We start from the raw sequence: 25,865 nt of genomic DNA, 5'->3' as shown, positions 1-25,865 counted from the left end.
CGTCGTCATGGGCGGCGCCCTCGCGATGCACCCCGGCGGGACCGAGCGCGCCGTCGACACCTCGACGCCCGGTCCGGCACCTGCGCCGGCACCGGCCCGCGACCCCGCCGGCAGCGCCGTCGCGGACCATGATGTCGCCGGCGTCCGGCCCACCCGGGCAGGCGCTCCGGCCGGGCCCGGCGTCCGCGAGCTCTCGTCCGGCCGGTCAGTTCGTGAGATCGGCATCGTCAGCAGCTCGGGCGGTGTCCGGCTGCGCGAGCAGCCGTCGACCTCTGCGGACGTGCTCGGTCACCTGCCGCTCAACACGCACCTCTTCGTCGACTCCGAGAGGCGGGGCTGGTTCTTCGTCGCTCTGAACGACGGGCGCATCGGGTACTGCGCGGCCGAGTACATCAAGACAGACCTTCCGGAACCGAACGCCAACCTGTACCAGGTCCGGTCCGGGGACACGGCGTTGGGGATCTCCCTGCGTCACTACCCGGGTGCCGCCGTCTGGGGAAGTGATCACCGCTTCTTCATCAACGCGCTCGTCCACGTCAATGCCGGGCCAGGACTTCGGGGGATCGACAAGCCTCGTGCCGATGCGAGCTGGGCCGAGACGCAGGTCCGGGCCGGATACTGGATATGGATCCCGAGCCTGCCCTTCCTGCGCAGCCTGCGAGACCGCGTCTCCTCGGGATCGATCAGCTACGAAGCGTGGGACGCGGTCAAGACGGCGGCTGCTGCCGTCGCCGACTTCGTCATCGGGACGGGGGCCTTCATCGTCGGGCTCCTGCACGGGGCGCTCGAGTCGCTGTGGGATGTGCTCGCCGGCGTCGTCGGACTGGTCACCATGGTGTGGGACGTGCTGCGGAGCGTCCTGACCGGAAGTCTCCTGTCCGATGCCCGAGGACTCTGGAACGACATCAAGAACCTCGACTGGGGCGAGCTCGTCGAAGGGTGGATCGATCAGTTCGACCGGCGCTGGAACGCGTCGTCCGTCGCCAGCAGGTGGCACTTCCGTGGATGGGTCACGGGCTACGCCGTCATGGAAGTCCTCATGCTGGTCCTCTCCGGGGGGATCATCAGCGGCATCAAGTGGGTGGGCAAGGCGGCGAAGCTGGCCGGGGTCCTGGCCGCGATCCCGCGCGTGGCGAGGGCCGCGGCAGCGTTGCGTCGGAGCCGGCGCGCGGCGCAGCTCGCCCGGAGGCTCCGGCGCAGCGACGGGACACCCGGCGGTACCGGGGGCGGTGCGCCCCGACGCTCCCGGGGCCACACCGCCGAGGGTGTCGGAGACGACTTCACGCACGGCCCTCTGCCGGAGGTGGCGGACGACATCCCGGTGCAGACCAGGCGGGGGCCCAGCCGCTCCGAGGCCGAGACGCTGGAGGACTACGCCGACGCCATGCGACCCACCGGCCCGGGGAGCAGGCGCAGCCCAGCGTCCTCCGCGGCACGCGAGAGCGGAACGGGAGGGGCCCACATCCGCGAGAACCTCTACACCGGAACGACCCAGACGCGGGTCACCCGAAACCTCGTCCGGCACGGTGTCCTCGAGGTCACCGAGGACACCCTGCGGGTGCTCGACCCCGACAGATACCTGCGTTGGCTGCGTCGTGCCTACCGACGGCACGGTGGCGCCCACCTCGACCCGCGGGTGGAGGCGGCCGTCCGGCGCTACGTCCAGAGCGACGACCGGCTCCCCACGGTCGGCGTGAACCCGGCGGCCCGCGGATCGAGCCGTGCGGGGTCGCTGCCGGGGACGCACGCCGAAGTCCTCGCGGTCAACGACGTCCTCGCCAGCGGTGGATCGGCGCGGGTCGTCGTCGCCACGGTGCGCCGGACCGGCGGTCACTTCGCCGCATGCCTCCACTGCGGCGGCATCCTCCGAGAGCTCCGGCGCTCCATTCCCGAGCTGCGCATCGCGACCGGGTCGGCCAGGTGAGATCGGCCCCGAGCCGGCACCCGCCCCGCGGTTCTCGGTCGAGACCCGCGCTCACGGCAGCGGCACGCCGTAGAGCCGTGCCCAGTTCTTCCAGTCGAGCGCCTGGTGGGCCGCATGCTCCGCGCTGCCCGCCTGCCGGGACGCCTCGCCGGAGACGGTGCTCTGCGTCCGCGACGCGTTCGACGACCCACGGCCGCCCCCACCTCGCACGGACGGGTCGGTCGCGGGCAGCGCCGCGCGGTCCGCGACCGGGTCGTCGGCCGGACGGGCACCGTTGTCCCGCATCCAGCGCTGGAGCGCCGCCGCGAGGGACTCCCCCTCGACCTCGCCCGCGTAGTCGTCGCCGAACTCCGCCCCGGCGGCGTTGCTGGGGATGTCCTCCGGGGAGAAGCCGCTGCGGTAGTCGTCGCCCCACTCCGTGGCCCACTGGAACATCTCGTTGGCGAGCCCGAGGCCCTCCGCCACCACGCTGCCCGTCGACGCGGCATAGCTCGCCGCCGCCCCGAAGTGCCGCACGTCCACCCAGCCGTAGGTGTCGCAGTAGAAGTACCGGCCGACGTTGCCGCCGTGGGCGTCGCTCAGCTCGTCGAGGACCTGGCCCACCGTCCGGCCGGCCGAGTGGTCGCGGACCCATTGCACGACGTCGTCAGCGTCCGTCGTCCCGGCCTGGTTCGGGGCTCGGTGCAGCACGGGTGTGCCCGACGGCGCACGGCCCGCCACGCCGTCCCTGACGGCCGGCAGGTGGGCGCCCACCGGCAGCCCGACGGAAGCTCGTGACGCGACCCGGTTCGCCTGGGCCTCGGCAGCGGGACCGTCCGAGGTCGAGCCGCTGCGCTGCTGGACCACGTGCGCCGCCTCGTGGGCCGCCAGCTCGACGGACGCGTCGCGCGGCATCGACACCCGGTCACCCTGCGTGAAGGCGTGCGCCCGCACCCGCCGTCGCGTCTCGGCGTCCGAGGACGTGTCGCTGACCCGGATCCGGCGGAGGTCGTGGCCCGCGAACAACGGTTGCAGCCGATCGAGGTGCGGCAGACCTGCGCTGCCTGCCGAGGTCCTCGCGGCGACGTCCTCGACCGTCTCGCGCCGACCACGCCCCCTCATCGCGCCGCACCCGCCCGCGGCCGCGCCGCCGACCAGGCCACGCGCCCGGACTTGCCGAGCTCCCAGCGCACCGCCCGGGCGAGGTGCTCCGTCTGCAACGGCCCGCCGTCGTCGGCGGCGAGGTACGCGGCCTGCAGCGCGGCGGAGGTGATCCCGCCGCCGGACAGGTCGGCCTCGGCGAGACGGTCGAGGTCGAGGTCGCGTCGTGGGACGGCGTCGGGCAGCGCCTGCTCCCACATCCGGCGACGCGCCGTGCGGTCCGGGTAGGGGAACGTCACGACGGCGGAGAGCCTGCGTGTGAACGCCGGGTCGAGGGCGCTGCGGGCGTTGGTGGTCAGCACTGCGAGCCCGCCGAACGCCTCCATGCGCTGCAGCAGGTACCCGACCTCCACGTTGGCGTAGCGGTCATGGCTGTCCTTGACCTCGGAGCGCTTGCCGAACAGGGCGTCGGCCTCGTCGAAGAGCAGCACCATGCCGCCGTCCTCTGCCGCGTCGAACAGCCGGGCGAGCCGCTTCTCGGTCTCGCCGATGTACTTGTCGACCACCTGGGACAGGTCGACGTGCACGAGGTCGAGCTGCAGGTCGTGGGCGATCACCTCGGCGGCGAACGTCTTGCCGGTACCGCTGTCGCCCGCGAAGAGCGCGGCCGTTCCTCGCCCACGCGAGGACAGGGCACCGAACCCCCACTCGTCGAGGACCTTCGGGCGGTGCCGCACGGCTGCGGCCAGGGCGTGCAGCTGGTCGAGCTGCGCCTCGGGCAGCACCAGCCGGTCCCAGCCCGCTCGCGCGACGCGCACCTGGGCGAGCCCGCCCACGTCGCCTCGCGGCCGACGACGGCACGCGGACCACAACGGACGCCCGGCCGCGACCTCGAGCGCCACGGCGTCGACGTCACCCACCGCCAGGTCGAACGCACCGGCGGCGGCCGCCACCTCGTCGTCGGGCACGACGGCGCCCGCTTCGTCGAGCGCGCCGGCCAGCGTGGCGCGCCGCTCCCCCGCCCCCAGCCGGGGCACGTCGACGACGGACAGCCCGAGCCGTTCGAGCGCGGACGTGGCAGACCCGCCGTCGCCGAGGAGCACCACCGGTGCGTCGCTGGCGACGAGCGTGCGGCCGAGAGCACCGGGTGGTGCGGACGTGTCGAGGTCGACCAGCCAGGCGACCCCGCCCAGCACGGTCTCGCGCACCAGCCGCCGCACGAAGCGCTCCAGGTCGCCCGCAGCCGGCGGCAGGTCACCGGCGCCGAGCAGGCGCGGGGCGAGCCCCACGGCCGCGCACGCCGCGGCAGCGACCGCCCGCGTGGTGCGGGGTTGCGGGCCGCGCAGCACGACGGGTCCGGACGCGGTCCAGCGTGCTGCCACCTCTGCGGCGACCGCGGACTGCGTCGGCGAGAGCCGGGCGGGCACGGTGACGGGATGGCTGAGCACCTCCAGCCGCTCGTCGAGGGCGTCGACCCCGGCGAGCCGGTGCACCACCTGCTCGTCCGGGAGGAGGGGTCCGGCGACGACGGCGGTCGGGTCCGCCGGGCGCAGCAGCTCCCAGCGGCGCAGCGGCGCCTCGGGGACGAGCGCGTCCCAGTGCGCACCCGGCAGGTGCTCCAACGCGGCCGCGAAGCTCAGTCGTGGGCTGCCGGTGCGGTCGCTGAGCTCGCGGCCGACCGCACCGACGAGGTCCGGGCCGCAGGCCAGCAGCAAGGTCTGTCGTTCGAAGGTGCTGAGCCCGAACCCGGTCTCGATCTCGTCCAGCGGGCCGGGTGCCGTCTGCCCCGCGCGCAACCGGTCGAGGCGTGCCTGGGCCGGGCCGACGTCGGCGCCGGTCAGGATCGCACGCACCACGTCGAGCTCGCCGACCACGAGGTCGCGGACCTGCTCCGGCGCTGCCACCGTCGACGCCTCGCTCACGGCAGCGTCACCGAGGGTCCGTCGTAGGTGTCGCCGGACATGGTGGGCAGGCTCGCCACTCCGTCGACCGTGACCCGGACCATCCACGTGCCCGGCGTGAGCGCGGCGAGCGGCACGTCGAGGCGGTCGAGGGGAGGTCCCGCCTCGGGCACCGGTCCGGTGTGCTCCTCCACGAGCGCCGGGTCGGCGTCGTCCCCGCCGGCGACGCGGGCGAGGCTGACGGTGGCGCGCTGCCCGGCTGCCACGGGCGGCGTCACCGGCACCTCGACGTGCGTAGCGGTGGTGGTGGGCGTGCCGACGTCCGGCCGCACCACGAGCGGCAGGGTGTCGGAGCGACCGAGCACGCGGACGGGCTCCCCGGGCGCGCCGGGCGCCGCCTCGTGGACGACCTGGACCCCATGGACCCCCGCGCGCACGGCGTCGGTGAGGGTCACGGCGAGGCGATCCGTGCGCGACGAGGGGTCCGGCGCGAGGCGTTCACCGGCCACCCGGACGGCGGTCCGGGCGCCGAGCAGGCCGCGACCGGTGAGCACGAGCATGGCCCCGGTGACCGCCGGACCGCCGCCGGCGACGGCGACGTCGTCGAGCAGCACGCGGCTGAACGGCCGGACCGCGAGTGCGCGGCTCGCGACGGGCATCGGCGTGCGGACCGGCAGCCCGGCCTGGAGGAGCACCACGGTGGCGGTGTACGTCTGGGACAGGAGATAGGGGGTGCCCAGGACGCCCCACAGCTTGGACAGCTCCTCGAGCGGCAGCGGGGTCGGGGTGATCTTGACCGCCTCGTCCTGGTCGGCGAGGTCCGCAGCGTCGAGGAAGTCGGTCGCCCCGGTGTCGAACGTCGCCACCGCGTCCTGGATCACCGACTTGGTCAGCACCGGGGTGGCCGCGAGCGCCAACGTGCTCCTGGCGAGCAGCCGCTGCGGTTCGAGGGCCTCCTCGTCTCCGTAGGCGGTGACGAGGTAGTGCAGGTCGAGTGCGGCGGCGGGTCGCCGGGCGAGGCTGCCGTCCGGGTGCCGCGTGGGCAGGCCGTCGAGGTTCCAGGCGTGGTTGGGCGTGACCTGGTAGAGGTACACGTTCAGCCCGGCGGCGACCTCGCCGACGTTGCCGAGCTCGGCGACCTGGGCGGGTCGCAGCGTGGTGACGTCGGCGCCGCCGACCGGTGCGGGTTCGTCGCCGAGCGACTGGTGCAGCACGTAGCGGACGGCCGAGGTGACGGCCGCGACGGCCAGCGTGTTGCTCATCGACGCCACCTGCTCTCCTGCCGGGCGAGGTAGGCGGTGTGGTCGTCGCGTGCAGGAGCCGGCGAGCGCGGGGCAGGGGCGGGCTGCGGGTCTGGCCGGTGCACGTCGACGCGGTCGATGTGCAGGTGGACCTCGCCCTGGGCGGGCACGTCGACGGGGTCGAGCCCGACGGTCGGCCTGTCGGATCGCCGCTGGACGTCTCCCCGCGTGCTCCGCGAGGGCACCGCGACGAGACGGCCGGCCTCGTGGCGGGACAGGGCGCCGTCGGCGGCGAGGGCAGGCGCGAGGTGGGCGAAGAGCTCGTCGCGGCTCACGGTGCGGACCCCGGTGGAGCGCTCGGCGCTGGACTCGGTGCGGACCTCCGCGATGGGCTCCGTACCGACTCCGGTGGTGGGGCGGGTGGTGGGCTCGGTGGTCGGTCCCGTGCCGTGGGCGGGCGCCGGGCCAGGGCGCCCCGGGTCGGTCCGGTCGGGCAGCGGACCGCGCGCGCCGTCGGGCGGTCGTCGGCTCGGCGCCGCCGCGGCCGGGACGGTGACCGGGACCGACGGCGCGGCATCCTGCCGGGGTGCCGGCACGCGGCGCGACGGCGGAGGCTGGTGCGCAGCAGGCGGAGTCGCGAGGGCGGGGCGCCTCGGCTCCGTCGGACCGGAGGTGCCCGGTGCCGTGGCAGGGCGCGGCTCGTCACGGCCCGGATCGCCCGGCACGGCGGGCGGCGCCGGGTCGGCACCAGCACCAGCACCAGCGCCGGAAGACTGGGACACTGCGGCGCGAGGTGCGTCGGTACCGGCGGCAGGGCGGTGGCGCACGGTGTCGGTGGACCGGGAGTCCTGGGTCGGGTCCAGGTGCTGCACGTCGCCACGCTCTGCGGCGGGTGTGGCATCGGGAGCGTCGACGGCCCGTGGTCCCGCCGGTGCCTCGAAGCGGCCGCTGCGTCGCACGGTGAGCGCCGGCCCGGCAGAGGCTCGGCCGACGAGCCGGTCGAAGACGCTCATCGGAACCGCGCCCCGTGGCGGGCCTGCTCCAGGTAGGCGGCGCGGCGGGCGTCGGGCAGGGCGAGCACCTCGCGCTCGGACCACCCGTAGACGGAGGCGAGCTCGGCGACCACGGCGATCACCCGGGTGGCGTCGTCGGCGACGCGGTCCGTGAGCAGCTCGACGAGGTCGACCGCGGCCGTCACCTCGGCGCCGCACGCCGGGCAGTCGAGGTGCACGCTGGTGTCCGCGGCCCCGGCGAGACGTTCGGCGGTCTGCTCCACCGCCGCGAGCACGTCCGGGTCGCGGACCGGCTCCTGCATCGTGGCGCCCACGGTGGCCTCGGAGTCCCAGCGCACGCACCGCCGACTCAACGCCTCCCCGGGGTCGGGTGCCGACAGCGCGGCCAGCACGTCCGCCGTCGTCGGCGCACGGACGACCGCACCGGGCACCCGGACCTCGGTCGACGGTGCCGGGTCGGTGGTGGCCGCGAGGTCGCCAAGCATCAGGGGCACGTCGAGGGACGTCCGGCAGCCAGGGCAGTCCACGACCGTGCCCAGCACGGGACCGGCGCGGGTCCGCAGCTCGTCCAGCGCCACCGCGGCCGCTCGTGCGAGCGGCAACTCGGCCGCGGTGTCCAGGTCCGGCGCCTCACCCCGGGCGTGGAGCAGCGCCGCCCCGCGGGACGCCGTCGCCACGCCCGACAGCGCCTCGTCGAGTGCCAGAGTGGCGCCGTCGTCGGACATCACGCCTCGAGCTTGGGCTCGGTGGGTTCGTGGATGGCGGCGTCGCGCTCCCAGCCCTCGTTCTCGAGCTTGAGCATCGCGATGGCGACGCCGTTGGCGTTGGCGTCCAGCTCCGGGACCGGCTGGTACTCCGAGACCCAGCAGCGGTAGACCTTGTAGGCGAGCGCCAGCTGCCCGGCCTCGTTGTAGACCTCGATGATGATGTCCTTGCGGAAGTCCGCCAGGGACGACTCGGCGCCGAGACCCGCGCCGAAGCCCCAGACCTTGTCGGACCACTTCTCGAACTCGGGGTCGTGCGTGACGCCCCGCTCGAGGGTGACCGCCTCGTACTCGGTCCGGCCGGGCGACTTGCGGCTGCTCGACGGGTCGCCACCGTCGCGGTGGGTGACGACCTCGGTGGTCTTCTTCAGCGCGCTGACCTTGCTGACCCCGGCCACGTATCTCCCGTCCCACTTCACGCGGAACTTGAAGTTCTTGTACGGGTCGAACCGGCTGGCGTTGACGGTGAACTCAGCCACGGCGTACCTCCTAGTCGCTGGCCGCAGCAGTCTTCTGCTGGACCGAGATGATGACGAACTCCGCCGGCTTCAGCGGGGCGAACCCGACCTGGATGTTCACGATCCCGCGGTCGATGTCGTACTGGGTGGTGGTCTCGGCGTCGCACTTGACGAAGTAGGCCTCGCGCGGGGTGCTGCCCTGGAAGGCGCCCTTGCGGAAGAGGTCCTGCATGAATCCACCCAGCGTGAGGCGGATCTGTCCCCAGAGCGGTTCGTCGTTCGGTTCGAACACCACCCACTGGGTGCCGCGGAACAGGCTCTCCTCGAGGAAGAGCGCGAAGCGTCGCACGGGCACGTATCCGTACTCGTCGGCGAGGACGTTCGCGCCCCGCAGGGTGCGCGCGCCCCAGACGACCGACCCGGCGTCGCGGAAGGTCCGCAGAGCGTTCACCCCGCCGGAGTTCAGGTCACCGGTCTCGCCGTCGGACAGGTTGCGTTCCAGGTCGACGACGCCGGTCATCGCGGCCTCGAGCCCGGCCGGCGCCTTCCACACGCCCCGCGACGCGTCCGTGCGGGCCATGACGCCGGCGACGACGCCGCTGGGGGCGAACGTGCCGATGCTTCCGCCGCGCAAGGGGTCGGCGTGGCGGACGCGCGGGTAGTACAGCGCGGCGTTGCGGGCTGCGAGTCCGGTGATGCCGTGGTCCGCGGCGAACGTACCGGCGGCGGCGGGAGTGGCATCCGGTGGCGGGTCGACCACGAGGAAGGCACGTCGTGTCACGGCGTAGGCGAGCGCGTCGGACCAGACACCCGCCGGGAGCTCGCCGGCCGGGGTGGGCGGCGGGATGACGAGGATGTTGACCAGGTCGGTGTCCTCGAGCGCGTAGATGCCGCCGCGGGAGGAGGCCAGCGCGGCGCTGGCGTAGTCCGTGCCGGCGATCGTGCCGCCGTCGGACCCCTGGTCCGCCGCGGCCACCGTGAAGGTCCCGGTCGTCGGTCGCACGTCCCCGTCGGCCGGAGCGGCGGTGGCGTGCAGCAACTGTGAGCCCTCCAGGACCCGGTCCACCCGCCGCGGTCCGTCCACCATCGTGACGTTGCGGAAGATCTCGGCCGGGTCCTCGTCGGCAGCCTCCCGGACGAGGAGGGTGAACAGGTCACCGGCCGTGACGCCACCGCCCTGGCCGGCGGCGACGTCTTCGCCCTCGGTCGTCGACAGGTGCTGCACCTCGACCTCCAGGGTGTCGGCCCAGCTGCCGGGTCCGTCCGCCTCCAGGGAGAGGTCGCCGACGTCCAGCGTCGCGGAGTCGGCGTCGGACGGGGCGATGCGGACCACGACGGCGCGGCCGCCGCCGTTGAGGTAGAAGTCACGGACGGCATACCCGAGGCCGCTGGCCCTGGTCAGGCCACCGAACCGCCGTTCGAAGTCCGCGTAGCTGCTGATGGATACCGGTACGTCCGCGGGGCCGCGCTGCGCCAGGCCGACGAACGCCGTGATCGACGTCGCGACGCCCGTGATCGCACGGTTTCCGCTCGGCACCTCGGTGATGTACACGCCGGGGTGGCTGGGGGTGATGGTCATGGGTGGCTCCTTCGACGCCGACGGGTGGACCGTCCGTACGCCGAGCCTGCGCGCGGCGCGTCACAGAGGCGTCACCCGGGCGTCACGGCCCTTGTCGCGGTCGTCGTGGTGGGCCGCCGTGGTGGGCCGCCGGCGGGGTTGTCCACAGGCTGGGATGTGCGGTTCCGCGGGTGTGCGGGGGTCGCTAGGGTCGGTGGCTGGTCCTGGCCGCTGGCCTGTCTATGCCCTGGAGACGCGATGACGCGCACGACCCGGCACGATTCCTCTGTCCCTCGTTGGTGCTGGCCTGCTGCGGTGGTGCTGGTGGGGGCGCTGCTGGTGGGCGGGTGTACCGGTGGGGAGCCCGAGGTCGAGGAGTCGGAGCTGCCCCTGCCGGCCTCGGTGACGGCGTCGCCGTCCGCGTCGGCGTCGGTCGAGCCGTCGGCCGAGGCGTCTCCGGAGGCGTCAGGGGCGGCTGATGCCGGGGAGCCGGAGCGCCCGGCGGCCATGGACAAGAAGGACGCGGACGGGGCGGCCGCGGCAGCGGAGTACTTCCTGGCGCTCTACGACCACGCGCTCAAAACCGGGAAGACCGACGCTCTTAAGAAGATGTCTCACCGGGCGTGCGGGTTCTGCGACGACACGCTCCAGGAGGCATCAACCATCGCCGATGAGAAGCAGACCTACGAGGGGGGCGAGCTCGCCGGCGTACTGGTGCGAGCGTACAAGCGAGATGCTGTCACGGGCATCTATCCATTGGACATGGACGTGACACAAGCTCCCGCGAAGATCACGGAGAGTGATGGGACGGTCACCTGGCGCCAGGATCGTGTCATCACCGAGGCGCGCATTGAGATGGGGCTACGAGACGGTGAATGGGTCGTGGTCGAGATCGCGGGCAGGCCTCAGTGAAGTGGGCGCTCGCCATCTCCGTCGTGACTCTGGCCGTCGGTATCGCGGCTCCAGCGTCGGCCTCAGACTCTGACGACGGCCCAAGTGGATTCGATGGCAAGGCAACTAATCAGCATGTCACTGTCGAGTCGTTGGAGGAGCAGCAGGCGGCGATCGATGGGTCTGGTGGTGGGGACTCGGACGTGACCTACTTCCGTGCCACGGTGCATCAGTGCTGGCTGCGGGACCTGGACGCGACCCTGCTGGCCGAGGCGTGCGAAGAGGGCACCGAGGTCGCCTACGACGGGCTGGACTGTGACGAGGACTCCTACGAGCTCGCCGGGCTGTGGGCCGTCACCGACCAGCCCGGCGACGCCCAGAGGCCCGCCGAGCTGGTCGACGAGGGTGTCTGCGTCACCCCGGCCGACCTGCTGGACGCCGCCACCCGCGAGTTCAAGGCCATGCCTATCGAGCCCGCCCAGATCGCCCTGCACGCCGAACGTGACTGGGCCATCGTCAACTTCGGGGTCCACCCCCGCACGGACGACACCCCCCAGATGCTGGACACCACCCTGCTCGGGGTGCCCGTGCAGATCCGTGCCGTGCCGGCCGAGTACACCTGGGATCCCGGTGACGGCACCGAGGCCGTGGTCACCGACCACCCCGGCGGACCGTGGGACACCCCCACCGCGATCCACCTGCCCTACCCCGCCCCCGGCACCTACTCGGTCACCCTGACCACCACCTGGCACGGCCAGTTCCGCATCACCGGCACCCCCACCTGGACCGACGTGCCCGGCCAAGCCACCACGACCGACACCACCTACCCCATCGAGGTCCACGACGCCGAGGTCCGCCTCGTCCAACCCTGACCGTCAGGCGGCAACGATGAAGAGGAGCGCGGCGACCGCCCCCGCCACGGTCCGCAGGTGGTTCCACCGTAACCACGGCCCGACGAAACGCTGCCACTCGCCGCCGGGATCCTCGGCGGCTTCCAGCCGGTCGTTGAGCGGGACGTTGCCGAACCCGGTGACCCCGAGGATCCCGACCACCGCCACCACGGCTCCCGCGACAGCCCACGTCGCCCCCGGCGCCGAGGTCGCGAGCCCGACGACGGCGCCCGCCACGGGCAGCCCGACGGCCGCGAGCAGCAGCACCATGAGGGGCGGACGCAGAGCGTCCCGGTTGATCGCGCGCATGGCGGCTGCGCCGTCGTCGGGCGGCAGGCGCCGCAACCCCGCCATGACGAAGGCCGAGAACGCGTAGAGCACCCCACCGGCGAGGCCGGTCGCGACGGCGGCACCCACGACGAGCACGTCGTACGCAGTCATGCGCGCGGCGCCCAGTCGGCGGCCTCGCGGACGGCATACTCCGCGAAGTCGCGCGGCGCCCGGCCCAGTACCCGCTGGACTCCGTCGACGACGGGCGACCCGCGGCCGTCCAGCACCTCGGTGAACAGGTACTCCAGGAGACCGACGTCCTCGGCGGGCACGCCCGCCGACGCGAGGCCCTCGACGAACTCCGCCATGGTGGTGCGCACGAACCGCAGGTCGCGACCTGCCGCGGCACCGATCTCGGCGACGGCGCCGGCGAACGTCAGCGATCGCGGTCCGGTGAGCTCGTAGACCTCTCCGGCGTGCGCGTCGTCGGTCAGGGCGGCCACCGCGACCTCGGCGACGTCCTCGAGGTCGACGAACGGCTCGGTCACGTCGCCGACGGGCAGAGCGAGCCCACCCTCGAGCAACGGCTCGAGCAGGAAGCTCTCGTCGAAGTTCTGGGCGAAGAACGCGCACCGCAGGATGGTGGGCGCGGGGAACACCTCGGCGACCATCCGTTCGGCGCGCTGCGCCTCGGCCTCCCCGCGCCCGGACAGGAGCACCAGTCGCCGCACCCCCGCGTCGCGGGCGGCGACGGCGAGCCGGGTCACGGTCTCCGGTGCTCCAGCGATCGCGAGGTCGGGCGCGTAAGCGACGTAGACGGCGGTGGCGCCGTCGAGCACCGCCGGCCAGGTGGACTCGTCCGCCCAGTCGAACCGGAGCTCTGCACTCCGCGACGCGCGGCGAACCTGTACGCCGAGCACCTCGAGCCGGTCCGCGACGCGGCGGCCGGTCTTCCCGGTCGCACCGAGCACGGTGACGGTGCCACGGTCCGCGGCCGCGGCGGTGGACGGGATGAGAGTGGACTGCTGGGACATGGCGACCTCCGTGGGAACGGGCAAGCTGACACCTCGAGTCAACGCGCACGGCACGAGACGATCCATCGCTCAAACACTCTGGTACATGCGCGGTCGTCTTATCTCCGCGGGTGCCGAGGACTACGCTGCACGCATGGACGTCGTCTCCGGGCTGCTCGACGGCCCTCGCGCGCGGGGTGCGTTCCTGCTGCGCAGCCACCTGCGGGCGCCCTGGGGCATGCGGATCGAGGACGAGGCGCCGCTGACCATCGTCCCCGTGCTGCACGGCTCGGCCTGGGTGGGACCCAGCGGTTCCGGCGACGACGGCGGCACCACGGTCCAGGCGGGCGACGTCGTCCTTCTTCGCGGGCCTGAGCACTACGTGGTCGCCGACTCCCCTGCGACCGACCCGACCGTGGTCGTCGGACCGAGCGACGTCTGCCGCGCGATCGACGGCGGACCGTCTCCGATGACGGTGTTCGGCGTGCGGTCCTGGGGCAACAACCTCGACGGCGAGACCGTCATCATCACCGGCACCTACCCGTTGGACGGAGCGGTCGGTCGCCGTCTCCTGCGCGTGCTGCCGCACCGCGTCGTCCTGCGGCGTGGCGACGTGGACCCCACCCTGGTGGACCTGCTCGCCCGCGAGGTGGTGCAGGACCTGCCCGGTCAGGAGGCCGTGCTCGACCGCCTGCTCGACCTGCTGCTCATCACCTGTCTGCGCGCCTGGCTGGACCACCCGCAGGGACCGGGCTGGTACCGCGCAGACGCCGACCCCGCCGTCGGCGTCGCGATGCGACTGATCCACCACGACCCGGCCCGGCCGTGGACCGTCGAGACACTGGCGCGGGAGGTGGGGCTGTCCCGTGCGGCGTTCGCCCGGCGGTTCACGGAGCTGGTCGGTGAACCGCCCATGGCCTACCTGACCGGTTGGCGGCTCGACCTCGCCGCGGACATGATGCTCGCCGACGACGGCGCCACGCTGACCTCCGTGGCCCGCGCGGTCGGTTACGCCTCACCCTTTGCGCTGAGCGCCGCGTTCAAGCGGGTCCGTGGTGTGAGCCCGGCCGAGCACCGCCGTCGGACGACAGGTCAGCTCACCTCGGCGGCCACCCAGACGAAATAGTCGGGGTTGCCCCCGATCACCGGGACCCGCAGCACCTCGGGCACGTCGTAAGGATGGTGACCGGCGAGCCACTGTTCGAGCTCCGGGGCCCTCGCAGCCGTCGTCTTGAGCGTCAGCCGCCACTCAGCCTCCGTGGTCACGCTGCCGTCCCACCGGAAGCTGCTCGACACCGGTCCGTCGACCTGACCGCAGGCCGCCAGCCGCGCGGCCACGGCCTCCCGTGCCAGGCGGCTCGCGCCGTCCTCGGTGTCGATCGTGGTGGTCACCTGCACGATGTCGTCCATGGTCCGACGGTAGCCCCGAGCCACCCGGGACGACCCTGGTCATCCCCGGCCGGTGAGCCGCCAGTTCGCCGCGGCCGAGGCCAGGACGACCCCGGCGGCGACGAAGGGCACGGCCATCGCCGCCGAGGTGCCGAGCGTGTCGGCGAGCGCTCCGGTGGCGGCCGCCGCGATCGACTGGCCGAGGATGACCGCCGACCCGAGCATCGTCATGAGCGTGGTTCCCCGGCCGGCCGGGCTGCGCTCCGAGCCGAGCGAGTAGACCGTCACGAGGCTGGGCCCGATGCCGAGCCCGGCCACCAGCAGGCCCACGACCAGCATGCCGGTCGACGGCGCGACGGCCACGACGGCGGCCCCGACCAGCAGCACGACGGCGAAGACCAGCCAGCGCGAGCGCAGGCTGAACCGCACCGGGAAGGCGGAGACCGCGAGCGCCGAGACGACGGACCCGATCCCCATGAACCCGTAGAGCAGCCCGGCCCGCTCCGAGTGACCGGCGTCCCCGGTGTAGGCCGACATGGCCGTGAGCACGGAGCCGAAGAACAGGCCGACGCCGACGAACCCGGCGACGAGAACCAGCACACGTGGGCGCCACAGCTCGCGGGCCGGCGCCTGCGCCACCCGGCCCGGACCCGAGGCGGGCGCCGTGCGCGAGGTGGGCACCGCCGTCGGGCGGGCGCTGGCGTGCAGAGCGAACGCCCCGACCGCGAGCGCGGTGAGCGCGGCGGCGGCGATCATCGGCGCGGCTGGCCCCAGCGTCGCGGCGAGCAGCCCGACCACGAAGGGGCCGACGACGAACACGATCTCGTCGACCGCGGACTCGTACGACATCGTCCGGCTGAGGGCGGCAGGTCGTCGGGGCGCCGACAGGCGGGAGCGGATGACTCCGACGAGCCGGCTGCGCGACATCGGCGGGACCTGCGGCGAGGTGGCCCCGATGGCGAAGGCGATGGCAAGCACGGCGGCGTCGGGCACCGTCGCGTAGACGGCGGCGGTCAGGGCGAGCAGCAGCACGCTGTTGACCGCGGCCGTCGCCAGGAGGACTCGGCGTTGGCCGGCACGGTCGGCCCATGCTCCGACGAGCGGCCCGATCGCGGCGCCACCGAGGCCGACCATGCCCGACGTCGCGCCGCCGAGGGTCAGGGAGTCCCGACCCGCCACGACGAGGGTCAGCACGCCCACGACCATCATGGCGAAGGGCAGCCGCGCGACGAACGCGAGCGGGAAGTAGGTGCGGCCCATCACCTGGACCAGCGTGGGCTCCGCGTCGTCGAGGGGCTGCTCGGCGGTGGCACGGGGCTCACCCCGATGGTGCGTCAAGGTCATGTTCGTCGGTCTCCTCCAGCGCGGCACAGCCGCACGATGCGTCGTGCCGCCGTTGGCGCGAGGAGCACCCGGTAGATACACAAGCCTGTCCAGATCGGTCTGCCGACCCGCCACGACGGTACACCGGGTCACGCGAGTGCGCAGTGACCTGCGTCGCCGTCGGTCACCGACCGGTCCGCGTGCTACCGGCCGCTCAGAGGCCCCACCAGGCGGACCGGCCGACCTCGGTACGCAGGTCCGCACGGTCGGAACGCTGCGGCACCGGGGCGAAGGGCTCGACGTCCTGCTCGCACGTCGCGCCGTCGTCCGCCTCGCCGTCCACGAGGTACCGGGCGATCGCCGCGTCCGCGCAGGTGCTCGCGCCGAGGGTGGTGTGCCCCCAGCCCTCGACGGTCATCACCCGCGCGTCGTCGTAGTGGGCCGCGTACGGCGCCGTGAAGTGGTACGGCGTGGCGGGGTCGTGGCGGGTGCCGATCACCATGACCGGCGCCTGCGTGGTCTGCTCCCACGGACCGGTGTAGGCGTCCTCGTCGCGCAGGACCATCGGTGCGCACACCGCGCCGGTCCACCCGCGCAGGCGCCCGAAGTGCGGGTGCGCCTCGTCCAGGTCGTCGACATAGGCCGGGTACTGCCACAGCGACAGCGGCTCCGCGGTGTCCATGCACTGCGCAGCGAGCGAGCTGCCGAGGGACGGATAGTCCTCCACGATGCCGATCTCGCGCAGCAGGTCATCCAGCGACGGGCCGTGCATCCTGGCGGACGGCGGCTGTTCACCGATGCCGGCGGCGACCGCGACCTGGGTGAACGCGAGCGACAGCTGCGGCCACGCCGAGGTGCCGTACATCACCTGGAACGAGGCCGAGACCATCTGCCCGTAGGTGACCGGGATCGTGGTGCCGTCACCGGCCGGTACCTCGACGGGCCCCTCGCGCAGCGTGGTGAAGACCTCTTCGGTGATCGTGGCTGGATCACCGAGCGCGGCCAGCGGGCACGCACCCGGTCCCGCCTCGGCGCACAACCGGTTGAACTCGGCGAACGTCTCGGTGGTGGCTTCCGCCTGCCCCAGGCGCGTGGCGATCGGGTCGTCCGAGCCCTTCCCGGACCAGGCCACGGGGTCGATCGTGCCGTCGAGCACCAGGGCGCGCACCCGCTCCGGGAACAGCGCCGAGTAGGTGGCGCCGAGGATCGTGCCGTACGAGTAGCCGATGTACGTGAGCTGCTCGTCGCCCAGCGCCTGCCGCAGCACGTCCATGTCACGCGCCACGTTCGCCGTCGACGCCGTCGCCAGGCGCTCGCCGGACACGACCTGGCAGCCGGTGGCGATCCGGGCGAACCCCGCGACGGTGCGGCGCTCCTCCGCGCGGGTGATCGGCATCTCCGGCAGCCGGGCGAGGAACTCCTGCTCCTGCTCCGCGTCGCGGAAGCACGTCACCGGGTCGGAGCCGCCGACGCCACGCGGGTCGAAGCCGATCAGGTCGAACCGGGCGCGGACCTCCGGGTCGGCCATGACCTCGCCCACGGCGTGCAGGTTCTCCACGCCGGGGCCGCCGGGGCCGCCGAAGTTGACCAGGGCGCTGCCGATCCGGTTCTCGGTGTCCGTGGCCGGCAGCCGGGTGAGCGCGATCGTGGTGGTGCGGCCGTGAGGTCGGTCGTAGTCGCTCGGGACCTCGACCTCGGCGCAGTCGAAGCCTGCGGCGTCGTCGCAGGGCTGCCAGTCGATCTTCGGCACGGGCGCGTCGACCTGCGTGGTGTCGGTCGGGGCGGCGGCCGGGGCGGCGCCGGCAGTTGCCGTGGCTGTGGCCGGGGCCGGGAGACCGGCGGCGAGCAGCGCACCGGCAGCCAGGGCGGTGACCGTGGTGGTGAAAGAACGGAGGCGGTGGGGCGTCATCGACCGATTCATCGCACACCACCATGCAGGACGGTTGCTCCGGGCGCCACCCCTGCTCGGCCTCTCGGGGCCAAGACCAGGGGCCTCTCGGGGTGACACCCCATAGCCACTGGCGCGCGCCGCCACCTTGACTGGTGAGCAGTCATACCGAGGGGACGTACGCATCGTGGAGCTGTTGAACCACATCGAGGCCTTCGCCGTGCAGCTGGGCGACTCCCCCTGGCTGCTCGCCGTCGTGCTCGTGCTAGCGGTGATCGATGGTGTGTTCCCTCCGATCCCCAGCGAGACGGTGCTCATCACCGCCGCGGTGCTCTCCGCCGCGGGGACCGGCCCGCACCTGCTGCTGCTCGTGCTGGCCGCGGCCGGCGGCGCACTGCTCGGAGACCTGCTCGCCTTCACGCTCGGCCGCCGCGTCCCGCTGCGCAGGATCCCCGGGCTGCGCGGCGCGCGCGGGCAGCGCATGCTCGCCCGCGCGGGTGCGGCGCTCGACCGGCGAGGAGCCACACTCGTCATCGTCGGCCGGTTCGTCCCCGTGGGCCGCGTCGGGGTGAACGTGAGCGCGGGCGTCCTGGGGTACTCACCCGCCAGGTTCACGCTGGCGGCCGGTGTGGCGGCCGTCCTCTGGTCGGCCTACAACGCCACCATCGCCGTCGGCGCCCACTGGCTGCTGGGCAGCAGCCCGCTGCTCGCCATCGCGGTGGGCATGCTCAGCGCGCTGCTGCTCGGCCTCGCCCTCGAGGCAGCGATGCGGCGCATGGAGAGCAGGCGAGCGGCCCGTGACGCCGGCGGCGACCGCGACGGGCACTCCGCCGCGGCGCCACCGGCCCGTCGTCACGCTCCCGTCACTCGGTCACCTCGAACGTCAGCGTGTCCGTGAACTGGCGTCCGTGGACGTCGGTGGCGGTCACCTCGGCGGTGTGCTCCCCGGCCGCCAGGTCCGCGGGCAGCTCGAGGCGCCACAGGTGCATGGAACGCTCCGCGACGCTGCCGCCGTGCACCAGCTGCTGCTGGACGGCCACCGGGTCGGACCACTCGGCGCCGATCTTCTGCCCCTCGCCCTGCATGGGCTGGGTGCGCACCGCCTCCACGGGCTCCCCGCCGTCGATCGTCGCGGTGACGGTCGAGCCGGTGCCGCCCATCCAGAAGTTGGTGGTCAGCCACGTGGTCCCCGCCAGGTCCGCCGGCGACACGACGAGCGGGTCGGTGTACTCCGGCGCCGAGCCGACGGCGGAGCGGTGGGCGGCGAACCATTCGCGGTAGCGGGGCGTGTTCACGCCGAGCGCCATCTGGTGCGACTCGTCCGCGCCGCGGACGGTGAAGCGCTCCTGGACCCGGTGGCCCTTGATGTCCAGGGTGAGCACGCCGGGCTGGCCGCCGTCGCGCTGGAGCGCCGTCGGGTAGCCCTGCGGCAGCAGGTCGCCGGAGTACCAGTCGCCGGAGATCGCTCCCGCGGTGATGTGCGGGAACGGCAGCTCGTCGACGCCCATGACCTCGGACCAGCCCTCCAGGCTGTCGCCCTCGCGGAGGTTCTCGAGGCTGTGGGTGTGGCCACCCAGGGCGATGGCCCTGCGCCCTTCCAGCAGCTCGTAGATCTCCTCGACCTGGGCGACCTGGTGCTTGCTGCTGCCCTGGTCGGCGTAGTCCAGGAGCGGGATGTGCGCGGCGATGACGACGAGCTTGTGCCGCGGCACCTGCGCGAGGTCGTTGCGCAGCCACTCGAGCTGACGCTCGTCGAGGGCGCCGGTGTACGAGCTGCCCACGGGGTACTCGACGGTGTTCAGCGCGACGACGTGCGCCCGGCCCACGTCGTAGGAGTAGTACTCGGGCCCGATCTCGGCCCGGTACGTGTCGAAGGTGTGCTCGCTGCTCGTGGCGTCGTAGTCCAGGTCGTGGTTGCCGGGCAGGAACCTCGCCGGGCCGTTGAGCATGCCCACGAGCTCGCGCGTCTGCGGGTACAGCGAGAGGTCGTCCCCGACGACGTCGCCGATGAACAGCGCGCCGCACCCGGTGTAGTCGGTCCGCGCGGCGAGGTCGGTGAAGGCACCGTTCCGGGCGTACTCCACCTCGTCCTGGTTGTAGGTCTGGATGTCGCCACCGATGAGGCAGTGCTGGTCGGCGGTCCTGGTGGCCTTGCTCTTGGCGAGCGGAAAGTTCACGGCCTCCGGCAGCGGACCGGTCGGTTCCAGGCCGCCGTAACGCAGCTCCGGCGAGCCCTCGGGCAGGTGGTGGTAGAAGAACTGGGCGACGTTGTCGTCGTCCACCGGCACCTGGTAGCCGCGCGGCTGGGTGACGGAGACCGTCATGTTGTCGAACGCCGGGAGCTCGTAGCGGCCCCGGCGGTCCGTCGTCGTGACGTCGCGACCGTTGGTGACGGTGACGCCGCGCAGCCCGCGCTCCTTGCGGTCCTGCACGGAGTCCTGGTCCTTGTCGACGAAGACGACACCGTCGATGGTCTGCTGGTCCTCGGCGGGTCCGGCGACGACGTCGACGGAGCCCCGGTAGGCAGACTCGGCCCAGGGGCGGTCGTGCGCTCCGGGTGCGGCGGTGGCGGACGGGAGCAGCGTGCCGGTGAGGACGAGCGCGAGCCCGCCGCCGGTCAGTGCGAGCATCCGGGTCGAGAGGGTGGTCGATCGGCTGGCAGTAGATCTCACTGAGGTTCTCCTGTCGTGATCGTGGGCCGGCCTCCTGCCGACCCGCGATCACGTTGACAACCGAGCGTGAAGACCGGCTGACCTGGCCACGACGGCTCGACGAACTTCATGCGTCGCCGGGGCAACCATCTGTGTCCGCGAGGAGCAGATGTACACTCCACTTCTACATCGATGTAACACCCGGACCGACGACGGACCGTTCGACGACGAACACCGAGGAGCCACCATGACCAGCCGCCGGTCACGCCGCATCGCCACACTCGCCGCCGCCTGCCTGACCCTGCCGCTGGCCGCCGCCACCGCCGGATCGGCCGGCGCGGCCCCACCCACCCCGGCCGACCCGCCACCGCCCGTCTTCGTCGACGCCGAGACCCACGACCCGTCCCTGGTCAGCGTGGGCGACGAGCACTGGGTCTTCGGCTCGCACCTGGCCGCCGCCACGACCGAGGACTTCGTGCAGTGGGAGCAGGCGGCCAACCTCGTCACGCCGCAGAACCCGCTGTTCGACGACGTCACCACCGAGCTCGCGGAGACGTTCGAGTGGGCGGAGTCCGACACCCTGTGGGCCGCCGATGTCATCCAGCTCGAGGCCGACGGCAAGTTCTACATGTACTACAACGCCTGCGAGGGCAGCTCGCCGCGCAGCGCGCTCGGCGTCGCGGTGGCGGACAGCGTCGACGGCCCCTACGAGGACCTCGGCATCCTGCTGCGGTCCGGGCACCGCGACGGCGAGGGGCCCAGCGAGGACGGCACCCCCTACGACGCTCTGGTGCACCCGAACGCCGTCGACCCCGACGTCTTCTACGACGCCGACGGCAACCTCTGGATGGTCTACGGGTCGTTCTCGGGCGGCATCTTCATCCTGGAGCTGGACCCGGGCACCGGCCTCCCGCTGCCCGACCAGGGCTACGGCACGCACCTGACCGGCGGCAACCACAGCCGCATCGAAGGCCCGTCCATGATGTACAGCCCCGAGACGGAGGACTACTACCTGTTCACCTCGTTCGGCGGGCTGGGCGCCACCGAGGGCTACAACATGCGCGTGATGCGCTCGCCGAATCCCGACGGACCCTTCGTCGACGCCGTGGGCCACGACATGCGCGAGGTCCGCTCGAACCCCGACCTGCCGATCTTCGACGACGCCACCATCGAGCCGTACGGCGTCAAGCTGATGGGCAGCTACCAGTTCCAGCGAGAGGTCGGCGCGCCGGGCACCGGCATCGGCGACGGCAAGGTCTCCCCCGGTCACAACACCACGTACGTCGACCCCGAGACCGGCGAGATGCTGCTGATCTTCCACAGCCGCTTCCCCGAGCAGGGCGAGCGGCACCAGATCCGCGTGCACGAGATGTCGATGAACGCCGAGGGGTGGCCCGTCGTCGCTCCCTACCGGTACGCCGGCGGCAACGACACCTCGAAGTTCGTGCGCAAGCAGCTCGTCGGCGACTACCGGTTCATCGAGCACGACAAGACCATCAGCCCCGAGATCCGCCGGGCGACCACCGTCACGCTGAACCAGAACGGCACCGTCACCGGCGCCGTCGACGGCCGCTGGCGCCAGTACCAGAAGAACCGCCTGCACCTGACCATCGACGGCGAGGCCTACGACGGCGCCGTCACCCGCGAGTGGGACCCCACCGGCGAGCGGTGGGTCACGACGTTCAGCGTGGTCGGGACCGAGGGCGTGCCGTTGTGGGGAAGCGCCCTGGCACCCCTCAGCGACCAGGAGATCGTCGACGCGGTCGCCACGGACCTCACTCTGCCGGGCACCGGCTCGGTGGTCGCGGACCTCGACCTGCCGACCGTCGGCACCCATGGTGCGTCGATCGCCTGGACGTCCAGCGACGAGTCGGTCGTCACCGCCGACGGCACGGTCACCCGGCCGTCCGAGCAGGACGCCATCGTCACCCTGACCGCCACGATCACCAGCGGCGACGCGACCGCGGCGTCGACCTTCGACCTCACCGTGCCGGTGCTGCCGGCACCCGGTCTGGTCGCCCGCTACGCCTTCGACGGCGACCTGACGGCTACGGGCGGCGCCTCGGCAGGCACCGTCACGGGCGACCGCGTCGACTCCGTCGGCGGCCAGGTCTCCTTCACCGAGGGCGTGCACGGCGACGCGGTCCACCTGGACGGTTCCAGCGGGGTGCGTCTGCCGGACGGGCTGCTCTCCGGGCAGGACTACTCGGTGAGCCTGTGGCTGCGCCCGGAACGGCTGACCGACTTCACGACGGCGTTCTTCGGCGCCCGCGACGACGTCAACTGGCTGAGCCTCGTGCCGTCCGGCTGGGACGAGCACCGCACGATGCTCTGGGCGGGCTCGACCACCTACTACGACGGCCTGACCGGGACGCAGATCCCGACCGACACCTGGTCGCACCTGGCCTTCACCGTCGAGACCGGCGGTGCGGTGACGGTCTACCTGGACGGCGTGGCGGTGCACACCGGGACCGGGTTCCCGGACGTGTTCACCACCGACGACGGCGTCTTCGCCCTCGGCGTCAACTGGTGGGACACGCCGTTCCAGGGTGACGTGGACGACCTGCAGGTCTACCAGGGTGCCCTCACGGCCGACCAGGTCGCCACCGTCGCGGACGGACAGGTCGCGGACCTCACCTCGCCCTGACGTCACCGCTGGAGCCTCGACGGCTCCCGGCTCCCCGTGCCCCGTGGGGCGCGGGCAGCCGTTCGTCCTCGGCGGAGAGGAACCGCAGGATCCGCGCCACGGCCTCGCGCCCGGCACGGTTCGCCCCGACGGTCGACGCCGACGGCCCGTACCCCACCAGGTGCACCCGCGGCTCGCCGGCCACCTGCGTGGCGTCCATGCGGATGCCCCCGCCCGGGGCCCGCAGGCGCAGTGGCCGCAGGTGGTCCAGGGCCGCGCGGAACCCCGTGTTCCAGAAGATGGCGTCGACGGGCAGCGCGTCGCCGTCCGCCGTGACGACACCCTCGGGCACGATCCGCGAGAACATCGGCCGCCGCTTGAGGACCCCGCGCTCGGCAGCCGCACGCAGCGACGGCGTGCGGATCAGGCCCGTGACGGACACGACGCTCTGCGGTGGCAGCCCTTCGCGGACGCGCTGGTCGACCATGGCGACCGCACGCGATCCCTCGTCGGGCCCGAACTCCTTGCGCCACACCGGTTCGCGGCGCGTGAACCAGAACGTCTCGGCCACGTGCGAGATCTCGTCGAGCAGCTGCACGGCGGAGATCCCGCCGCCCACCACGGCGACCCGCGCGCCGGCGAGATCCTCCGCGCGGACGTAGTCGGCGGTGTGCAGCTGCCGGCCGCGGAACGACTCCTGGCCCGGGTAGTACGGCCAGAACGGCTTGGTCCACGTCCCCGTCGCGCTGATGAGCGCTCGCGCCGCGATCACGCCGGACCGCCCGGCGACCTCCCAGCGGACCAGGAGCCCGGCGTCGTCGGCCGCCCGCTCGACCCGGCGGACCCGCACAGGCCGCACGACCGCGAGCCCGAGGTCGCTCTCGTAGTCGCCGAAGTACGCGGGCAGCACGTCGACGCTCGCCGCCTCCGGGTCGACCCCCGGCTGCTCCAGCCCGGGCAGGTCGTAGATGCCGTTCACCGTGGCCATCCGCAACGAGCGCCAGCGGTGCCGCCATGCTCCCCCCGGCCCGTCCTCGGCGTCGAGCACCACGTAGGTGCGTGGTGCCTCGTCGATGCCCGACGGCGCGGCACCAGCGGGCACGAGGCCCCGGCGTCGCAGGTGGTACGCGGCCGACAACCCGGCCTGGCCAGCGCCGATCACGACGACGTCCGCCGTCTCGGGCACGTCGGGTGCGCTCCGCGGAGCGTCGGTCAGGTTCACACCGGGCCCAACGCCGTCGCGGCAGCCGCTCTTCCAGCACGGACCGCGCAAGAGCCCACCACGGGGCCGAATCGTGACCGTCGTCCGGCACCCGCCCGCCTCGCCGTGCCATCATCGCGACATGGCTGACGCGCTCACCCACGCCGACTCGATCACGATCGCCGCCCCACCCGCCGAGGTCTACGCCCTCGTCTCGGACGTGACCCGCACCGGGGAGTGGTCGCCCGTGTGCAAGGCCTGCTGGTGGGACGAGGCCGACGCGCCGGAGCCGGGCGGCTCCCCGCGGGTCGGCGCCCACTTCACCGGCCGCAACGGGACGCCGGAGCGCACGTGGGAGACGCGCTCGCAGGTGGTCGTCGCCGACCCGGGCCGCGAGTTCGCGTGGATCGTCGGCCAGGGCTTCGTGCGCTGGAGCTACATGCTGGGCGCGCTCGACGACGGTGCCGCGACCGAGCTCACCGAGACGTGGGAGTTCACCCCCGCAGGTATCGCGGCGTTCGCCCAGCGATACGGCGACCAGACCGACCGCGAGGTCGAGATCCGCACGCAGATGGCGCGCGAGGGCATCCCCGCGACCCTCGCGGCCGTCAAGCGGATCGCCGAGGGAGGCTGACGGTGCGCGCGATCGCCTACGACCGCTCCGGCGGGCCGGTCACGGTGCGCGACCTGCCCGCCCCGACGGCGCCCGACGGCGGTGTGGTGGTCCGCGTGCGCGCCACGGGCCTCTGCCTGTCCGACTGGCACGGATGGGCCGGCCACGACCCGGACATCTCGGAGTTCCCGCACGTGCCCGGCCACGAGCTGGCGGGCGTGGTCGAGCAGGTGGGCGCCGGCGTCGAGCGCTGGCAGGCCGGCGACCTCGTCACCTCGCCCTTCGTCTGCGGGTGCGGTACCTGCCAGTGGTGCCGGTCCGGCGACGCGCAGGTGTGCCCGGACCAGACCCAGCCCGGATTCACGCACCACGGCTCCTGGGCGGAGCTCGTCGTCCTGCATGCGGCGGACGCCAACCTCGTCGCGGTGCCCGACGGCGTCACCCCGGTCGCGGCGGCGAGCCTCGGCTGCCGCTTCGCCACCGCGTACCGCGCCGTGGCCCACCGTGCCCGCGTGCAGCCCGGGGAGTGGGTCGCCGTCGTCGGCGCGGGCGGCGTGGGCCTGAGCGCCGTCATGGTGGCCGCCGCCCGCGGAGGCCGGGTCATCGCCGTCGACCGGAACCCCGACGCTCTGGAGGCTGCCCGCCGTGCGGGAGCCGAGCACACCATCCTGTCCGAGGACCCGGACCCCTCCGACGTCGTGGCGCGGCTGCACGCGCTGTCCGACGGCGGCACCCACGTCGCGCTCGACGCCGTCGGCTCGGAGACCACCTGCGCCACGGCGGTGCTGGCGCTGCGCCGCCGTGGCCGGCACGTGCAGGTGGGCCTGCTGCCCGCCGTCGACGGTCACCCGCGGGTGCCGATGGACCGTGTGATCGGCTTCGAGCTGGACGTGCTCGGCTCGCACGGGATGGCCGCCTCCGACTACCCCGAGATGCTCGCGCTCGTCGCCGACGGCACGCTGCGGCCGCAGGACCTGGTGACCGACGTCGTGGACCTGGAGACGGCCGCACGGCTGCTGCCGGGGATGCGAGACGTCCCGCGCGCCGGCGTGACGGTGCTCGACCTGCGCCGCTGACTCCCCACCGCATCACGTTTTACCGATGTCGGTAGTTCGTGCCGAGATCGGTAGTGCGCACTACCGATCTCGGCACGAACTACCGACATCGGTAA

General features: G+C 73.2%; 22 protein-coding genes. 8 read left to right on the top strand and 14 right to left on the bottom strand.

Annotated elements, in window-relative coordinates:
• Window positions 1-7 precede the first annotated feature (7 nt).
• Entirely contained in the window at window positions 8-1,924 is a 1,917-nt protein-coding gene (locus tag ACWAT2_RS09415; RefSeq protein WP_402375500.1) for an SH3 domain-containing protein, read from the top strand.
• 51 nt (window positions 1,925-1,975) lie between these two features.
• On the opposite strand, the gene ACWAT2_RS09410 is transcribed toward ACWAT2_RS09415, so the two are convergent.
• From ACWAT2_RS09410 to ACWAT2_RS09380, 7 genes are all read right to left on the bottom strand, one after another.
• Complete coding sequence (locus ACWAT2_RS09410; RefSeq protein WP_402375502.1) at window positions 1,976-3,025, bottom strand: eCIS core domain-containing protein; 1,050 nt, start codon at window positions 3,023-3,025, stop codon at window positions 1,976-1,978.
• Window positions 3,022-4,926 (bottom strand): ATP-binding protein, encoded by a 1,905-nt coding sequence (locus tag ACWAT2_RS09405; protein ID WP_402375504.1) that lies wholly within the window; start codon window positions 4,924-4,926, stop codon window positions 3,022-3,024. Before ACWAT2_RS09405 ends, ACWAT2_RS09410 begins: the two co-directional genes overlap by 4 nt.
• Window positions 4,923-6,167, bottom strand: coding sequence for a Pvc16 family protein (locus tag ACWAT2_RS09400; RefSeq protein ID WP_402375506.1), 1,245 nt, complete (start codon window positions 6,165-6,167; stop codon window positions 4,923-4,925). Before ACWAT2_RS09400 ends, ACWAT2_RS09405 begins: the two co-directional genes overlap by 4 nt.
• Window positions 6,164-6,742: a hypothetical protein gene (locus ACWAT2_RS09395; RefSeq protein ID WP_402375508.1), complete on the bottom strand. Its 579-nt coding sequence runs from the start codon at window positions 6,740-6,742 to the stop codon at window positions 6,164-6,166. Before ACWAT2_RS09395 ends, ACWAT2_RS09400 begins: the two co-directional genes overlap by 4 nt.
• A gap of 413 nt (window positions 6,743-7,155) precedes the next feature.
• Window positions 7,156-7,887 carry a hypothetical protein gene (locus ACWAT2_RS09390; protein ID WP_402375509.1) on the bottom strand — a complete coding sequence of 244 codons (732 nt, stop codon included), beginning with the start codon at window positions 7,885-7,887 and terminating at the stop codon, window positions 7,156-7,158.
• Window positions 7,884-8,402 (bottom strand): phage tail protein, encoded by a 519-nt coding sequence (locus tag ACWAT2_RS09385; protein WP_402375511.1) that lies wholly within the window; start codon window positions 8,400-8,402, stop codon window positions 7,884-7,886. Before ACWAT2_RS09385 ends, ACWAT2_RS09390 begins: the two co-directional genes overlap by 4 nt.
• Window positions 8,403-8,412: 10 nt before the next feature.
• Entirely contained in the window at window positions 8,413-9,960 is a 1,548-nt protein-coding gene (locus ACWAT2_RS09380; RefSeq protein ID WP_402375513.1) for a phage tail sheath subtilisin-like domain-containing protein, read from the bottom strand.
• Window positions 9,961-10,263: 303 nt separating this feature from the next.
• On the opposite strand from ACWAT2_RS09380, the gene ACWAT2_RS09375 reads away from it, so the two are divergent.
• On the top strand, window positions 10,264-10,851 hold the full coding sequence (locus ACWAT2_RS09375; protein ID WP_402375515.1) for a DUF6318 family protein: 588 nt from the start codon (window positions 10,264-10,266) through the stop codon (window positions 10,849-10,851).
• 182 nt (window positions 10,852-11,033) lie between these two features.
• On the top strand, window positions 11,034-11,702 hold the full coding sequence (locus ACWAT2_RS09370; RefSeq protein ID WP_402375517.1) for a PKD domain-containing protein: 669 nt from the start codon (window positions 11,034-11,036) through the stop codon (window positions 11,700-11,702).
• 3 nt (window positions 11,703-11,705) lie between these two features.
• Here ACWAT2_RS09370 and ACWAT2_RS09365 read toward each other — a convergent pair whose 3' ends face one another.
• Entirely contained in the window at window positions 11,706-12,161 is a 456-nt protein-coding gene (locus tag ACWAT2_RS09365; protein WP_402375519.1) for an anthrone oxygenase family protein, read from the bottom strand.
• On the bottom strand, window positions 12,158-13,048 hold the full coding sequence (locus ACWAT2_RS09360; protein ID WP_402375521.1) for an SDR family oxidoreductase: 891 nt from the start codon (window positions 13,046-13,048) through the stop codon (window positions 12,158-12,160). Before ACWAT2_RS09360 ends, ACWAT2_RS09365 begins: the two co-directional genes overlap by 4 nt.
• 109 nt (window positions 13,049-13,157) lie before the next feature.
• On the opposite strand from ACWAT2_RS09360, the gene ACWAT2_RS09355 reads away from it, so the two are divergent.
• Complete coding sequence (locus ACWAT2_RS09355) at window positions 13,158-14,129, top strand: AraC family transcriptional regulator (RefSeq protein WP_402375522.1); 972 nt, start codon at window positions 13,158-13,160, stop codon at window positions 14,127-14,129.
• Here the strand turns inward: ACWAT2_RS09355 and cutA are convergent.
• The 3 genes from cutA to ACWAT2_RS09340 form a co-directional block, all read right to left on the bottom strand.
• On the bottom strand, window positions 14,096-14,413 hold the full coding sequence (gene cutA, locus ACWAT2_RS09350; protein ID WP_402375524.1) for a divalent-cation tolerance protein CutA: 318 nt from the start codon (window positions 14,411-14,413) through the stop codon (window positions 14,096-14,098). The two genes, ACWAT2_RS09355 and cutA, sit on opposite strands and share 34 nt — an antisense overlap.
• Window positions 14,414-14,452: 39 nt before the next feature.
• Window positions 14,453-15,736, bottom strand: a complete 1,284-nt coding sequence (locus ACWAT2_RS09345; protein ID WP_402375526.1) for an MFS transporter — start codon at window positions 15,734-15,736, stop codon at window positions 14,453-14,455.
• Between the two features lie 193 nt (window positions 15,737-15,929).
• On the bottom strand, window positions 15,930-17,624 hold the full coding sequence (locus ACWAT2_RS09340) for an alpha/beta fold hydrolase (RefSeq protein WP_402375528.1): 1,695 nt from the start codon (window positions 17,622-17,624) through the stop codon (window positions 15,930-15,932).
• A 175-nt stretch (window positions 17,625-17,799) separates the two neighbouring features.
• Here ACWAT2_RS09340 and ACWAT2_RS09335 point away from each other — a divergent pair, with 175 nt between their 5' ends.
• Complete coding sequence (locus tag ACWAT2_RS09335) at window positions 17,800-18,501, top strand: DedA family protein (RefSeq protein ID WP_402375530.1); 702 nt, start codon at window positions 17,800-17,802, stop codon at window positions 18,499-18,501.
• Here the strand turns inward: ACWAT2_RS09335 and ACWAT2_RS09330 are convergent.
• A complete protein-coding gene (locus tag ACWAT2_RS09330; protein ID WP_402375532.1) occupies window positions 18,467-20,233 on the bottom strand; it encodes a calcineurin-like phosphoesterase C-terminal domain-containing protein in 1,767 nt (588 codons plus the stop codon). The genes ACWAT2_RS09335 and ACWAT2_RS09330 overlap by 35 nt on opposite strands.
• Before the next feature lie 268 nt (window positions 20,234-20,501).
• Here ACWAT2_RS09330 and ACWAT2_RS09325 point away from each other — a divergent pair, with 268 nt between their 5' ends.
• Window positions 20,502-22,901, top strand: coding sequence for a LamG-like jellyroll fold domain-containing protein (locus ACWAT2_RS09325; RefSeq protein WP_402375533.1), 2,400 nt, complete (start codon window positions 20,502-20,504; stop codon window positions 22,899-22,901).
• On the opposite strand, the gene ACWAT2_RS09320 is transcribed toward ACWAT2_RS09325, so the two are convergent.
• Window positions 22,888-24,102, bottom strand: a complete 1,215-nt coding sequence (locus tag ACWAT2_RS09320) for an FAD-dependent oxidoreductase (RefSeq protein WP_402375535.1) — start codon at window positions 24,100-24,102, stop codon at window positions 22,888-22,890. The genes ACWAT2_RS09325 and ACWAT2_RS09320 overlap by 14 nt on opposite strands.
• A 121-nt stretch (window positions 24,103-24,223) precedes the next feature.
• Here ACWAT2_RS09320 and ACWAT2_RS09315 point away from each other — a divergent pair, with 121 nt between their 5' ends.
• Complete coding sequence (locus tag ACWAT2_RS09315) at window positions 24,224-24,715, top strand: SRPBCC family protein (protein WP_402375537.1); 492 nt, start codon at window positions 24,224-24,226, stop codon at window positions 24,713-24,715.
• A gap of 2 nt (window positions 24,716-24,717) precedes the next feature.
• Window positions 24,718-25,770, top strand: a complete 1,053-nt coding sequence (locus ACWAT2_RS09310; RefSeq protein ID WP_402375539.1) for a zinc-binding dehydrogenase — start codon at window positions 24,718-24,720, stop codon at window positions 25,768-25,770.
• Window positions 25,771-25,865: the final 95 nt, after the last annotated feature.

It is taken from the genome of Isoptericola sp. GX10416, assembly GCF_056590155.1.
Note: the sequence above shows the minus strand (reverse complement) of the source record. Positions and strands in the feature narration are given on the sequence as shown.

Coding starts and splice junctions, on each gene's coding strand:
- ACWAT2_RS09325 (WP_402375533.1), top strand. CDS start 20,502: ATGACCAGCCGCCGGTCACGCCGCATCGCCACACTCGCCGCCGCCTGC.
- ACWAT2_RS09380 (WP_402375513.1), bottom strand. CDS start 9,960: ATGACCATCACCCCCAGCCACCCCGGCGTGTACATCACCGAGGTGCCG.
- ACWAT2_RS09315 (WP_402375537.1), top strand. CDS start 24,224: ATGGCTGACGCGCTCACCCACGCCGACTCGATCACGATCGCCGCCCCA.
- ACWAT2_RS09415 (WP_402375500.1), top strand. CDS start 8: ATGGGCGGCGCCCTCGCGATGCACCCCGGCGGGACCGAGCGCGCCGTC.
- ACWAT2_RS09400 (WP_402375506.1), bottom strand. CDS start 6,167: ATGAGCAACACGCTGGCCGTCGCGGCCGTCACCTCGGCCGTCCGCTAC.
- ACWAT2_RS09330 (WP_402375532.1), bottom strand. CDS start 20,233: ATGCTCGCACTGACCGGCGGCGGGCTCGCGCTCGTCCTCACCGGCACG.
- ACWAT2_RS09365 (WP_402375519.1), bottom strand. CDS start 12,161: ATGACTGCGTACGACGTGCTCGTCGTGGGTGCCGCCGTCGCGACCGGC.
- ACWAT2_RS09340 (WP_402375528.1), bottom strand. CDS start 17,624: ATGACGCCCCACCGCCTCCGTTCTTTCACCACCACGGTCACCGCCCTG.
- ACWAT2_RS09345 (WP_402375526.1), bottom strand. CDS start 15,736: ATGACCTTGACGCACCATCGGGGTGAGCCCCGTGCCACCGCCGAGCAG.
- ACWAT2_RS09355 (WP_402375522.1), top strand. CDS start 13,158: ATGGACGTCGTCTCCGGGCTGCTCGACGGCCCTCGCGCGCGGGGTGCG.
- cutA (WP_402375524.1), bottom strand. CDS start 14,413: ATGGACGACATCGTGCAGGTGACCACCACGATCGACACCGAGGACGGC.
- ACWAT2_RS09410 (WP_402375502.1), bottom strand. CDS start 3,025: ATGAGGGGGCGTGGTCGGCGCGAGACGGTCGAGGACGTCGCCGCGAGG.